Source organism: Nostoc sp. (genome assembly GCF_036919575.1).
Lineage (GTDB): Bacteria > Cyanobacteriota > Cyanobacteriia > Cyanobacteriales > Nostocaceae > Nostoc.
This window is the reverse complement of record NZ_JBALBY010000011.1, coordinates 1-13,147: the sequence shown is the minus strand read 5'-3', so window position 1 is coordinate 13,147 and position 13,147 is coordinate 1. Positions and strand designations below refer to the sequence as shown.

Here is a 13,147-nt window from a genome sequence, read left to right as displayed (position 1 = left end):
TTTTGTATATCATGTCAGCAAAAGACATTTTTCATAATACTGTGAAAGTAGCCTTAGAAAAAGATGGCTGGAAAATTACGCATGATCCCTTGTTTTTTAAACTCAGTGAACAAATTAGAATTAAAATAGACATGGGAGCGCAAAAGTTAATTTCGGCTGAGAAAGATGAGCAAAAAATAGCAGTAGAGGTAAAAAGTTTTATTGGGGTGTCAGCAATATCAGAATTTCATACAGATGTTGGTCAATTTTTGAACTACAAAGTAGCATTGGAGCAGAAGGACTCTGATCGAGTATTATACTTGGCAATAGCTAAAGATATCTACCAAGAGTTTTTTATAGATTATTTTATTCAAAGTGTATTGGAACGGTATGAAATCAAATTATTGGTTTTTCATGTTCAGAAACAGGAGATAGTATTATGGAAAAATAAGATTATCAGGAATTAGTGAAAAGTATCATCTATAAATATGCAAATGAGCAACCCCAGGAAGATTTAGAAAATACTGAAATTGTCTTTGATAAAGAACGCGATCGCTATTTATTATTATATGTGGGATGGAATGATGAAGAAAGAGTGTATGGCTGCCCAATTCATATTAGTATTAAGGATGGAAAAATTTGGATTCAGCGCGATTTGACTGAAGAAGGAATAGCTAATCAATTAGTAGAATTAGGTGTGCCGACAACAGATATTGTTTTAGGTTTTAGATCACCTTATGTCCGGCAGTTTACTGGTTTTGCATCTGTTTAATTAAATTTTTTGTATTTGATCTCGATTGAAGTTGAAGGCTATTTATAATCGCCAAGTTTTTTGTATGATATGAAAGCCAAAAATATCCGCATCATTAATCGTTAGGAGGATGCCAATTTAAACTAATCCAAATTGCTCTAGCTTGTACAATATCTTCATTGTTTAACCTTAAAGCTAAAACCGTTGCCCTTCCACTAGGAGTTATCCCAATAATATGAGTACCACCATTTGCCCACTCAAAATGGTCTAACCATCTTTGTTGACGAGGATTAAACAAAAATACAGATTCATTAGTTACAGGATCATTAGTAGTTATTTTTGCTCCTTTAAATTCATTACAGCGATAACAAGAAGCACATAAATTTTCTCGCTCATCACTTCCCCCTAATGAAGTGGGTAAAATATGATCCATTACTAATGGCATACCTATTAAACGGCTAGATGTGCAGCAATATTCACATCTATATCCAGCTTCATTAATGACTTGTTGACGAATAGATTTAGGGATAGATGGCACTGCTATTACTTTACTAATTGCTCAAAATCTGGAATAGAATAGCCTTTCCATTTTAAAACTGCATAAGAGTATGCTTTTTTCAACATTAAGTAATCAGCACTCACTCGCAGCGATCGCAACAATAATCTATCTGATTCACTTAATTGATTAGTTTGATTTTTCTCTAAAAGTTGTAAATGTAGTTCTTGTTGAATTTCGGGAACTTGACTTTGACCAATAGTTAACAAATCCTCAATCGTTAATTCTTGCATAGCAATTAATTCCCGTTGTAATTCCAGGGGTGCATAATCAACAGCAGGAGGAGCATTTCTTTGGTTAGTCATAATTTTTGTAGAAAATGCTTTAGGGCAATATATCTTATATTACAATATTCTCAATCGCTTAGAACCTGACCGCCGCTTGTATCTGGCTATTCGTCAATAAACCTACTCAGAACTATTTCAAGAACCAATTGGTAAAATATTATTAGAAAATCAACGCCTTTGTTTACTTGTCTTCGATTCAAAACGAGAGGTGGTACTGCAATGGATACCTTAGATAATTATCGCCAAATCATTCAAAAAGTATTAACCGAATACGCCCAACTCCCTTACGCTTACGGAGAACTAGAAAGACAACTAATTATAGACCAAATCGCCAACCATTACGTACTACTAACACCCTTGCTGGGAAAATAATCAACGGGTGCATGGTTGCTTAGTTCATATTGATATTATCAACGACAAAATCTGGATTCAAAGAGACGGTACAGAATACGGTATGGCCAACGAACTTGTTAACGCTGGTATTCCTAAAAATAAAATTATTCTCGCCTTCCAACCAGCCGATATCAGACAGTATACTGAATTTGCAGTTAATTAAGCTTAAAAACTGCTGCTAAATCTGGAATAGTAATTGCTATAACTTAAAACTCTCAAGTTGATATACTAGAAATATTCATACATACACATCTCATGTTAACCGTAACAATTGATGAAATCCAGCGAAATCTAACTAGCTATCTTCAACAAGTGGCAGCAGGAGAAAGTATTATTATCATGCAAGCAGGTAAACCTATTGCAGAAATTAAACCAGTTTCACCCACCTCTCAACAAATTAGACCTTATGGCTTATGTGCTGGGGAGTTCATTGTTCCAGATGATTTTGATAGTCCCTTACCTGAAGAGGTTTTGAATAGTTTTGAAGGTAAATGAAACTATTATTAGATACCCATATTTTCTTATGGTTTATTAGTGGTGATCAAAAATTACCAATTCATTTACAAAATAGCATTCGTGATTTAAATAACGATGTATATTTAAGTTGCGTTTCAGTTTGGGAAGCAACTGTTAAATATCAATTAGGTAAATTACCATTACCAGAATCACCTGAAATCTATCTTCCTAAACAGCGTCAGCAGCATCTAATCAGTAGTCTCAACCTAGATGAAGAAAGTGTTGCTCAACTCTTGAATTTACCATTATTACATCGTGATCCTTTTGATAGGATGTTGATTTGTCAAGCTTTACAACATAATTTAACAATTGTAACTGTAGACCCGGTAATTCATTCCTACTCGGTCAGTGTTTTATATTAGGGCAATAATTGCTTAAAATCTCGAATAGAATAGCCTCGACATTTTAAAAGTGCATAAGAGTATGTTTTTTTCAACATTAAATAATCAGCACTCACTCGGAGCGATCGCAATTGATGATTTTGATTTTTCTCTAAAAGGCGATCGCTCCGAATCAGTTTTCCAATTATGATGGATTCAAAGGCTTAAGTTTCAACCTCAGAAGCTCAAAACCTCTATCCTAGCACTCTGGTAAAAAATACTGAAACTATTAAGATTAGAAGCATCTACCTACTGAATACCCACTAATCTTTCCCAACCATGCCTCTGTCACGCATAGTAACGCTGATTGTTGGTCTGATCGTCATTTTGGGGCTAGCCCTATGGCTAATTGATTCCCTATCGCGCCTCTATTGGCAATTATCCTATTCGCCGTTGCTGGGCAATTTACTACTGTTGCTGCTGATTATCCTCATCGGAGCGTTGGTTGCCGCTTTCGTCTATTATGTATTGGTGATTCAATCTGGGGAAAAGCGATCGCGCCGCAACCCGAAGCGAGTGACTGCGGCACAAATTCCTGCTGGCAAATCTGACGCTGCTTCTACAACTCTCCAGGCTGTGCGCCAACAGGTAGGGCAAATTCAAGATGAAGTAGCACGTCAGGCTTTATTAAGTAAATCGCGGGAGATTGAAGCGAATCTAGCACGGCGTGAGATTCAAGTAGTGGTATTTGGTACCGGGAGTGCTGGGAAAACTTCCCTAGTTAATGCGATTATGGGACGCATGGTTGGTCAAGTGGATGCACCGATGGGTACAACGCAAGTTGGAGAAACCTATTGTTTACGGTTGAAGGGATTAGAACGCAAAATTTTAATTACAGATACGCCAGGGATTTTAGAAGCAGGGGTGGCGGGAACGGAACGGGAACAAATGGCGCGAGAACTGGCGACAGAAGCAGATTTACTGTTGTTTGTGGTGGATAATGACTTACGGCGCTCAGAATATGAGCCACTACGGGGATTAGCAGAAATTGGTAAGCGATCGCTTTTGGTGCTTAACAAAACCGATTTATATACAGATGAAGATAAAGAAGCCATCCTCGCTAGATTGCGCCAACGGGTACGGGGATTTATTGCTACTAATGATGTGGTAGCGATCGCTGCTAATCCCCAATCTGCACAACTAGAAACTGGCGAAACTTTCCAGCCGGAACCGGATATTATCCCTTTGCTGCGGCGCACGGCTACTGTTTTACGGGCTGAGGGCGAAGATTTGGTGGCGGATAACATTCTTTTGCAATCTCTGCGATTGGGAGACGAGGCGCGAAAACTCATCGATGGCCAGCGTCGCCGTCAAGCTGACAAAATCGTAGAACGGTTTCAGTGGATTGGTGCTGGTGTAGTATCAGTCACGCCTATACCAGTTGTAGATTTATTGGCGACAGCTGCTGTTAATGCTCAAATGGTTGTGGAAATTGGCAGAGTGTACGGCTGTGAATTGAATATGGAACGGGGACGAGAGTTAGCCCTTTCTTTAGCGAAAACGATCGCCAGTTTGGGCATTGTTAAGGGAGCAATTCAATTATTATCTACAGCTTTGCAGCTGAATGTTGCCACCTTTATTATTGGTAGAGCAATTCAAGGTGTAACGGCAGCTTATTTAACGCGAATTGCTGGTAAAAGTTTTATTGAATATTTTCGTCACGATCAAGATTGGGGTGATGGTGGGATGACGGAAGTTGTACAGCGACAGTTTCAAATTAATCGCAGAGATGAATTTATCAAGGCTTTTATTCAAGAAGCGATCGCGCGGGTGGTGAAGCCGTTAACAGATAAATCTGAAGTGGTTGAACACGATGAAGAAACCCAGAGTTAAATAATTCGTAATTCGTAATTCGTAATTCGTAATTAAGCAAAAAAAAATGTAGGTTGGGTGGAGGCTTTGCGTAACCCAACATCCTGATATATGTTGGGTTGCGCTCCGCTCCACCCAACCTACGTCTACGTGCATTTCAAAAATCAAATACTAGTCCTATATTAACTCTCAAATTCAATCAAGGGTATAAATCTTAAAAAAATATTATATTTTTTGCGTAAAAATACTTAAAAAATTAAACTTACATTCAAGGTATCAAAATTCTTCTTCAATTATTTTTAAATCTTTCCGGAAACTTGAGGAAATGCCAGTAAATCTAAACAAAAGGACTTACTGAGTAACCAGGTCATGACCTACCACATAATCGGTAAATTACTACAAGGGCGTTACCAAATTGTCCAAACCCTTAGTGCAGGGGTGTTTGGAGAAACATACATTGCCGTGGACGTAGATTATCCACAGAATCCCAAATGCGTTGTTAAGCAGATTAAAGTTAGCAGTTCCGAACCCGGCTACTTGGAGATGCTGAGGTTACTGTTTCAAACTGAAACCCAAACCCTGAAGCTTCTGGGAAGCCATCAGCAAATTCCTGAATTCATCGCCTGCTTTGAAGAAAACGAGCAATTTTATTTAGTGCAAGAGTGTATTGAAGGACACGCGCTGACTGCGGAATTGCCCATCAATCAACAGTGGGGGTCTTTGTGGAGTGAAAGCGAAGTTGTAGAATTTCTGATAGATGTCTTAGGTATTCTAGAATCTGTTCACTCTCAAGGCGTTATCCATTGCGATATCAAACCGGAAAACTTGATCAGACGTAATAGCGATCGCAAGTTAGTTTTGATTGACTTTGGCTCAATCCAGTCTATCGATTTTGGCATAGGTGCGGAATTGCCCATTTATAGAATTCCCGTCACTTCATTGGGATATATACCGCCAGAGCAATTTATTGGTCAAACACAGCCCAACAGTGATATTTATGCTTTGGGTATGATTGCCATCCAAGCTTTAACAGGGTTAGAACCATTACAATTAAAAGCTGATCCTTATGCTAAGGATAATGAAATTTTTTGGCGTTCTCAAAACACGCCAGTTAACGATTATCTAGCTGCTGTTCTCAGCCAAATGATCCGCTACGATTACCAAAACCGCTTTCAGTCTGCGGGTGAGGTACTGCGGGTACTCAAACAAATAATATGGGAAACTCAGCCACCAGAAATATTAGAAGCAGATTCTCAATTTCTCCTAGAGGCGGCGATTGAAAATGATAATTCTCAGAATCCGAAATCTGGGAATTTATCGCCATTATTAACAGGAATGAAAGTAGGACTAGCGGCTAATTCTTTATTAATGGGATTTGGTGTATATTCTTTAGTTAATAGTTCACCTGCATACTCAGAAACAGATACTTTATATAAAGCAACCCAAGAATATCAAGCAGGAGATTTGCAAGAGGCGATCGCACTCGCTAAATCAATTCCCTCCCACAGTAATGTTTATCCAGAAGCGCAAGCGACAATCGAAGTATGGCAACAGCAATGGCAAGTCGCTGCACGGCAATATCAAATAGCTGAAACAGCTTTTCATCAGAGCAGATGGTCAGATGTTTTTCATGCTGCTTCTCAAGTTCCAAATATTTTATATTGGCAATCTAAAACAGGTAAACTAGTTCAGCAAGCATCGGTCAATATTGAAACACAGACGCAAGATTTATTAGCCAAAGCTTACGAAAGAGCCAGGGAAAAAGATTTTTCTACTGCATTACAATATCTGCGTCAAATTCCTCAAGAAAGTCATGCTGGTACTTTAGTTCAAGAAAAGTTGGCTGAGTACAATCGAAAGCGGCAGATCAGAGCAGCCTACTTTTTACAAAAAGCCTATAAACAAGCATCTATTGGTGATTTTGATCGGGCTGTTAAACTTCTCCGAAATATTCCCCAAGATACTTTAGTTTATGCTCAAGCTCAAGTCAAATTGAATGAGTATACTCAAAAACAGCGCGTGCGGACTGACAATCAAAAGGTAGCTTCTGTAAAAAGAACAAATTCATTTGTTCCTAAAAACTCAGTCACTAGGGTTGAATATCTTCAGGGAGCAAATTATCTGCAAGAAGTCAATATTCGGTAGTTATAGTAATTTTTATATGCGTGGAATACAGTCATTGTAGGGGCACAATATATTGTGCCCCTATGCGTGTGGTCTATTCAATTGAAAACCTCTGTAAGTTCGTAGTCAGGACTTTAGAGCGTTTAGAGGATGTTTGTAAAGTCTAATTTATTACTCGCCGGGCGACTAGAAGTCGCGGCTACACAGACAAAACCCACCTTTCCTTGCGGAACGCTACGCGAACGTGGGTTAAAATCTTCTATTTCTCTCTCCTTTTAGGAGAGAGAAATAGAAGTGAGGTTTTTCAGATACCGTGAAAAGTCAGGACAGAATACTAGGGTCTTGTCTGCGGTGGATTAGTAAGATTAGGAACTGGGATGATTGGCACGACGATTACAGGCTTTGATTTTTCGCCTTGCAGTTGAATTTGGGCTTGATTGCGGGCATCTATTGCTTGTTGATAATTAGGCTTGTATTTTATTGCTTGATCGTAAGATGCGATCGCACTCTGATACCGTTTCAAATTTAATAGGGCATTACCTCTGCTATACCAGCTTTCAGAATGGTCTGGTTTATAACGAACTGCCTTATTATAAGACGCGATCGCATCTTCATATTTCTGCAATATGTATTGTGAATTCCCCATATTATACCATAAATTATAGTCATTTTGCTTAATTCTTGCGGCTTTATCATAATACTTTATTGCTTCTACATAGCGTTGTGTTTGATGCGACGACCAGCCCAAATTATACCATGCTTGATAGTTGCCAGAATTGAATTTAATTACTTGATTAAAAGATTCAATTGCTTCTGGATAACGTTGTAAATTCAGCAGTACATTACCTCTTGACAACCAAGCTTGATAATAATTTGGCTGGTATTGTACCGCTTTATCATAAGCCGTAAATGCATCTTTGTAGCGTTGCAAATTCACTAAAGAATTCCCAAAATTATACCAAGCTTGCTCGTAGTCTGGCTTTAAATCAACAACTTTTTGGTAGGCTGCGATCGCTTCTTCATATCGCTTAGAATTCTGCAAAGCTAATCCTTTTTTGTACCAAGCTTCGTAATTATCTGGTTTGAGTTCAATCGCTTTTTCATAAGATTTAATTGCTTGGTCATATTGATTTAAGTTACTGAAAGCTTCACCCTTAGCGTTCCAGACTTCTGAGTTGTCATTATTTAATTGTAAGGCTTTGTCAAAAGAGGCGATCGCTTCTTGATATCGCTGTAAATTTCCTAACACAAAACCCCGTCCAATCCAAGCTTCTAAATAATCTGGCTGAATTTGAATTGCTCTATCGTATGCCGCTAATGCTTCTTTGTATTTTTTTAATTTATCCAGCGTTTTGCCTTGACCATTCCATCCTTGAGAATAATCTGGTCTAATATTAACTGCTTTTTCATATACTTCTAGCGCGTCTTGATAGCGTTGTAAATCAAAAAGCGTATTTCCTTGTTTAGATAATTCTATGGCGTTATTGGAATTAATGTGATTCAAAACAAATATTGATGCTATTCCACTGACCCCAATTAAAAATATCGCTAGTAAAATTTTACCCAATATACCTTTTTTCGGTTCTTTTTTCAGTTGAGGTTTGTTGAGATTCTTTGGTGGAGAAATCGGAGTTAAGGCTATTGTGGCAACAGGTGGTAGTGTTAACTCTTTCAGTGCTTGTAATGCCACCGTTGCCGAAGGATAGCGTTGCCGAAAGTCGTAGCACACCATTTTATCTAAGAATTGAGCGAATTCTGGCGTTACGGTGGCTTGATTATGCCAGATAATTTCATTAGTATCAGCATCTTTTACTATTTCTTCTGGTGATAATCCAGTGAGGGCTTGAATAGCAATTATTCCCACAGCATAGATATCACTACTTAATTTTGGCGTACCATGAGCTTGTTCACTAGGAATATATCCAGGCGTACCGATAGCAACAGTAGCTTGCGTTTGACCTTGGGGAGTAATTACTTGAGTAGCAATTTGTTTAACTGCACCAAAATCAATTAAAATTAATTTGCCATCTGGTTGGCGTCTGAGAATATTTCGAGGATTAACATCACGGTGAATTACATTCTGTTGATGGACAAATTCTAAGATTGTCAAAAGTTCTTGTAAAAGTGAAATTACTTGGTCTTGACTTAGGGTTTTACCTGGTGTTAATTCTTCACTCAGGTCGTGACCTTCAATCAATTCCTGTACGAGATAGAATTCAGCATTATCCTCAAAGTAAGCTAAAAGTTGGGGAATGCGATCGTGAGTTCCTAATTTATATAGAACTTGTGCTTCTGTATCAAATAAACGCCTAGCTGTCTCCAAAGTTACAGGATCACTTGCCTGGGGTTTGAGTTTCTTAACGACACATGGAGGTGAACCGGGTAATTGAGTATCACTTGCCACAAAAGTTTCACCAAAACCCCCACCTCCCAAGTTGCTAATAATTTGGTATCTTCCTACAAGTGTGTTTCCCAGCATCTCGTTTGCCTACTTAAGTGCGATGCGATCTGATTTCAATCTTGCCACAGGTTAAGGGAGAATGAGGGAGTGGGGAGTAGGGAGTAGGGAGTGGGGAGTGGGGAGTTAGGAGTTAGGAGTTACAAGAATTCTTTGACAAATGACAAATGACAAATGACAAATGACAAATGACAAATGATTCCTATTAGTGATAATATTCGTTGTCGGAATAAGCCAATTATTAATTACTGGCTGATTGGCATTAACCTTGCTGTATTTTTATGGGAACTTCAACTAGAATTTAGTGGTGAATTGGGCTATTTTGTCAATAGTTGGGGTCTGATTCCAGCCCAGATTAGTGGGGCAATTACAAATGCACTCTTCTTCAACAACTCTGCTGCTTGGATAGTTGTAATTTGGCGGGCATTTTCACTACTCTTTGGAATATTTATACACGGCAGTTTTAGTCAAATCTTGGGAAATCTGCTATTCTTGTGGGTTTTTGGGAAGACTGTAGAAAATATTCTGGGACATCGACGCTATCTCGGATTTTATCTGGCTGCTGGCGCGATCGCTTCTTTAGTCCAAATTCTGGCTGAACCAAGTTTGACAGTACCATTGATTGGGGGCAATGGCGCGATCGCAGCTGTTTTAGGAGCATATGTGATCAAGTTTCCTAAAGCTAAAATTGACACAATTTTACCGCTAATAATCTTGTATATCCCCATCGAACTCCCAGCCTTTTTCTATATATTTTGGTGGTTTGTGCAACAGTTATTTTATGGTATCGGCAGTTTAAATATTCCCCCCATTGGCGTAAATCAATCGGGTGTTGTCTTCTGGGGACAGATTGCCGGATTTTTGATTGGTGCAGCTTTCATGCGTCTAAAGAGATAAATTCTCTTCACCTACTTAGCAATTTGTACCCACCGCTACAGTTCTTAGAACTGGATTTTGAATTTGAATTACGAATTACGAATTACGAATTACGAATTATTTATGTGCCTTTTGATGGATTGCATTTTGGCTCTGAAAAATTCATACTCGTAATACTAGGGGATGGCTATTCTTCAAATCGGTATTGTTGAGTTATGAGCGGTGTGCAAGATGCAAAATGTTGATAAAATTAACTATGATCTCACTGATGAATTAGCAGTTATGCGGCAGCGTGTAGCTGAGTTAGAGCAATCAGAAAAATCTTATCAACAAAGGCAAGCAGCGCTTGAAGAACAATTAACAGAACTAAAAACCAAACTGGCAATAGCAGCACAAAATCCCCACATTCAAGTTGTCGAGCATGACATTCAATGGCATCTTGAACAGGGGACATCTACAGCCTTCAATCTGCCAACAGAGGCAGCAGTCACTTTACAGCAACTCCAACAAGAAATTGCACAGCGACAGCAGCTAGAAGCCTCCCTGAGCGAGAGTGAAGAACGGCTCAGGCTAGCTCTAGAGGTTTCCCAGATGGGCTTGTGGGATTGGAATATTCTTACCAATAAAGTCATCTGGTCTGAAAATTATGAAGTGCTTTTTGGTGTGCTTCCAGGTAGTTTTGACGGCCCCTATGAGGCGTTTCAGAAGTGCGTTCATCCTGAAGACAGGCTATCTGTAATGCAAGGGATCACCCAGGCTTTAGGACAAAAGACTGACTACAACGATGAATTTCGGATAGTTCGATCAGACCAAAGTGTACATTGGATTTCTGCCAAGGGAAAATTTATCTATGACGCTCAGGGACAAGCGGTGCGAATGATCGGAGTTTGTATGGAAACTACTGTGTGCAAGCAGGCAGTAGAAAGTACTCGTGAACTAACAACCCAAGTCCAAGAACAGGCAAATATTTTAAATGCCATCCTCACCGCATCAGTCGATCACATTTATATCTTTAATCGCATAGGTTGCTATCAGTATGTCAGCCGTGATGGAGCTACTTTACTAGGCTTAAAACCCCAGGATATTATCGGAAAAACTTTGCAAGAAGTAGATTTACCCGCAGAGCTTGTAGAACAGGTAGATAATCAACGACAAGCTGTGATGAAAACTGGGCAGCCAATCAAGGATGAATGTAAATATATTAGCGCCGATGGGCTGCATTATTATGAATACATCCTCACACCATTACGGAATATTGACCAAACTATTGAAGGCGTAATTACTGTTTCCCGCGATATTACCGAACACAAACGGGCAGAAAAGATATTACGTGAAAGTGAAGCGCGATTTCGGCGTTTATTTGAATCTAACTTGATCGGGGTCGCTTTTTGGAATGTGGATGGCTTTATTATTGATGCTAATGATGCCTTTCTGCAACTAGCTGGCTACACTCGTGATGAATTTGCCACTTTAGATAGATTTAATTGGAGAGAACTTACTCCTGTTGAATATAAGCATTTAGACGATCGCGCCCTTTTGGAGGTGCAAACCACTGGAGTTTCCAGAATTTACGAGAAAGAATACATCCACCGCAACGGAAAACGAGTACCAATTGTTTTGGGGAAAGCCTTGCTGAATGACTCCCAAGAGAAAGGTGTTGCTTTTGTATTGGATATTACCGATCGCAAATCAGCTGAAAAAGAATGCGCTAATTTACTCCAACGAGAACGGACAGCACGCCAACAAGCAGAAATCGCCAACAAAATCAAAGATGAATTTCTGGCGGTTCTCTCCCATGAACTGCGAACCCCACTCAACTCCATCCTGGGGTGGTCAAAAATGTTGCGGACTCGCAAGTTTGATGAAAAAACCACTAACCATGCCTTGGAAACCGTTGAACGCAACGCCAAGTTACAAACCCAGCTAATTGAAGATTTGTTAGATGTGTCTCGCATCCTCCAAGGAAAATTAAACTTGAATATCTGTCCAGTGAACTTGGTAATGGTAGTTGAAGCAGCACTAGAGACAGTACAACTAGCAGCACAAGCTAAGTCAATTCAAATTCAGACCATATTTGATCCCACTTTGGGACAAGTGATGGGCGATCCAAATCGGCTTCAACAAGTTGTGTGGAATCTACTTTCCAATGCAGTAAAATTTACACCAACAGGGGGACGGGTAGAAATTCGATTAGGGGAAGCTGATAAGCAGGCTCAAATTCAGGTTAGAGATACAGGTAAGGGAATTGGGCCAGAGTTTTTGCCTTATTTGTTCGATTACTTTCGCCAAGCTGATAGCACAACTACGCGAACATTTGGTGGATTAGGTTTAGGATTAGCGATCGCGCGTAAGCTTGTAGAGATGCATGGGGGAAATGTTCAAGCCGAAAGTCCTGGAGAAGGATTGGGTGCAACCTTCACTGTTGAACTACCGCTTTTGGTCAGAAGTGAAGATATGCGGTATGAAGAGAAGGAGTCTTTAGATTGTCAGCCGGAATCCTCGCTGCTTTCGGACATGCGAGTTTTGGTGGTGGATGATGAACCCGATATCCGCGACTTAATTAGCTTTATTTTGCAAGACTACGGCGTAGAAGTGACCACCGTAGCATCAGCACAGGAAGCATTACAAGCGCTGTCTGAGTCGATACCAGATGTTTTAATTAGCGATATTGGAATGCCAAAGACAGACGGTTATATGCTGATGCGTGAACTGCGATCGCGATCGCCCCAACAAGGAGGATTAGTACCTGCGATCGCTCTGACAGCCTATGCAGGGGAAATGAATCAACAGCAAGCACTAGCAGCAGGATTTCAAATGCATATTTCCAAACCAGTAGATCCAGATGTCTTAGTGAAGGCGATCGTTGATTTGATTAAGCCAAGCTGATACTATAGCAGTTCTCGTTTGGATGCAATACATGGTAGGGGCACAGCAATGCTCATTGGTGTCAACTTAAGACGATAAAGCCCATATTTGTTGGGTGTAAGCGTCAATCTCTCGATGACGCTTACGCCT

General features: G+C 39.7%; 12 protein-coding genes and 1 pseudogene. 10 read left to right on the top strand and 3 right to left on the bottom strand.

Annotated elements, in window-relative coordinates; all coding sequences use genetic code 11:
• Window positions 1-11: 11 nt before the first annotated feature.
• Complete coding sequence (locus V7K27_RS04465) at window positions 12-446, top strand: XisH family protein (protein ID WP_334944714.1); 435 nt, start codon at window positions 12-14, stop codon at window positions 444-446.
• Entirely contained in the window at window positions 446-751 is a 306-nt protein-coding gene (locus V7K27_RS04460; RefSeq protein WP_334944712.1) for a XisI protein, read from the top strand. The genes V7K27_RS04465 and V7K27_RS04460 overlap by 1 nt, the downstream gene beginning before the upstream one ends.
• Window positions 752-845: 94 nt before the next feature.
• Here V7K27_RS04460 and V7K27_RS04455 read toward each other — a convergent pair whose 3' ends face one another.
• Both V7K27_RS04455 and V7K27_RS04450 read right to left on the bottom strand, forming a co-directional pair.
• Window positions 846-1,268, bottom strand: coding sequence for an HNH endonuclease (locus V7K27_RS04455; RefSeq protein ID WP_334944710.1), 423 nt, complete (start codon window positions 1,266-1,268; stop codon window positions 846-848).
• A 5-nt stretch (window positions 1,269-1,273) separates the two neighbouring features.
• A complete protein-coding gene (locus V7K27_RS04450) occupies window positions 1,274-1,591 on the bottom strand; it encodes a hypothetical protein (RefSeq protein WP_334944708.1) in 318 nt (105 codons plus the stop codon).
• Between V7K27_RS04450 and V7K27_RS36390 the strand changes: the two genes are divergently transcribed.
• The 6 genes and pseudogenes from V7K27_RS36390 to V7K27_RS04420 all read left to right on the top strand — a co-directional run bounded on the left by V7K27_RS36390 (window position 1,590) and on the right by V7K27_RS04420 (window position 6,819).
• Window positions 1,590-1,691 (top strand): element excision factor XisH family protein, encoded by a 102-nt coding sequence (locus V7K27_RS36390; RefSeq protein WP_442947590.1) that lies wholly within the window; start codon window positions 1,590-1,592, stop codon window positions 1,689-1,691. The genes V7K27_RS04450 and V7K27_RS36390 overlap by 2 nt on opposite strands.
• Window positions 1,692-1,792: 101 nt before the next feature.
• Window positions 1,793-2,129, top strand: a pseudogene (locus tag V7K27_RS36385) (XisI protein).
• Window positions 2,130-2,221: 92 nt separating this feature from the next.
• Window positions 2,222-2,461: a type II toxin-antitoxin system Phd/YefM family antitoxin gene (locus tag V7K27_RS04435; RefSeq protein WP_334944703.1), complete on the top strand. Its 240-nt coding sequence runs from the start codon at window positions 2,222-2,224 to the stop codon at window positions 2,459-2,461.
• Window positions 2,458-2,844: a type II toxin-antitoxin system VapC family toxin gene (locus V7K27_RS04430; RefSeq protein WP_334944702.1), complete on the top strand. Its 387-nt coding sequence runs from the start codon at window positions 2,458-2,460 to the stop codon at window positions 2,842-2,844. The genes V7K27_RS04435 and V7K27_RS04430 overlap by 4 nt, the downstream gene beginning before the upstream one ends.
• 297 nt (window positions 2,845-3,141) lie before the next feature.
• Window positions 3,142-4,695: a YcjF family protein gene (locus V7K27_RS04425; protein ID WP_334944700.1), complete on the top strand. Its 1,554-nt coding sequence runs from the start codon at window positions 3,142-3,144 to the stop codon at window positions 4,693-4,695.
• Between the two features lie 348 nt (window positions 4,696-5,043).
• Entirely contained in the window at window positions 5,044-6,819 is a 1,776-nt protein-coding gene (locus V7K27_RS04420; RefSeq protein ID WP_334944698.1) for a serine/threonine-protein kinase, read from the top strand.
• A 313-nt stretch (window positions 6,820-7,132) separates the two neighbouring features.
• On the opposite strand, the gene V7K27_RS04415 is transcribed toward V7K27_RS04420, so the two are convergent.
• A complete protein-coding gene (locus V7K27_RS04415; RefSeq protein WP_334944696.1) occupies window positions 7,133-9,277 on the bottom strand; it encodes a tetratricopeptide repeat protein in 2,145 nt (714 codons plus the stop codon).
• A gap of 174 nt (window positions 9,278-9,451) precedes the next feature.
• On the opposite strand from V7K27_RS04415, the gene V7K27_RS04410 reads away from it, so the two are divergent.
• Window positions 9,452-10,153, top strand: coding sequence for a rhomboid family intramembrane serine protease (locus V7K27_RS04410; protein WP_334944694.1), 702 nt, complete (start codon window positions 9,452-9,454; stop codon window positions 10,151-10,153).
• A gap of 210 nt (window positions 10,154-10,363) precedes the next feature.
• On the top strand, window positions 10,364-13,018 hold the full coding sequence (locus V7K27_RS04405) for a PAS domain S-box protein (protein ID WP_334944692.1): 2,655 nt from the start codon (window positions 10,364-10,366) through the stop codon (window positions 13,016-13,018).
• Window positions 13,019-13,147: the final 129 nt, after the last annotated feature.

Excerpts from the sequence above, each read along its gene's own strand:
- V7K27_RS04465 (WP_334944714.1), top strand. The coding sequence starts at position 12 with ATGTCAGCAAAAGACATTTTTCATAATACTGTGAAAGTAGCCTTAGAA.
- V7K27_RS04450 (WP_334944708.1), bottom strand. The coding sequence starts at position 1,591 with ATGACTAACCAAAGAAATGCTCCTCCTGCTGTTGATTATGCACCCCTG.
- V7K27_RS04435 (WP_334944703.1), top strand. The coding sequence starts at position 2,222 with ATGTTAACCGTAACAATTGATGAAATCCAGCGAAATCTAACTAGCTAT.
- V7K27_RS04430 (WP_334944702.1), top strand. The coding sequence starts at position 2,458 with ATGAAACTATTATTAGATACCCATATTTTCTTATGGTTTATTAGTGGT.
- V7K27_RS04425 (WP_334944700.1), top strand. The coding sequence starts at position 3,142 with ATGCCTCTGTCACGCATAGTAACGCTGATTGTTGGTCTGATCGTCATT.
- V7K27_RS04420 (WP_334944698.1), top strand. The coding sequence starts at position 5,044 with ATGACCTACCACATAATCGGTAAATTACTACAAGGGCGTTACCAAATT.
- V7K27_RS04415 (WP_334944696.1), bottom strand. The coding sequence starts at position 9,277 with ATGCTGGGAAACACACTTGTAGGAAGATACCAAATTATTAGCAACTTG.
- V7K27_RS04410 (WP_334944694.1), top strand. The coding sequence starts at position 9,452 with ATGATTCCTATTAGTGATAATATTCGTTGTCGGAATAAGCCAATTATT.
- V7K27_RS04405 (WP_334944692.1), top strand. The coding sequence starts at position 10,364 with ATGCAAAATGTTGATAAAATTAACTATGATCTCACTGATGAATTAGCA.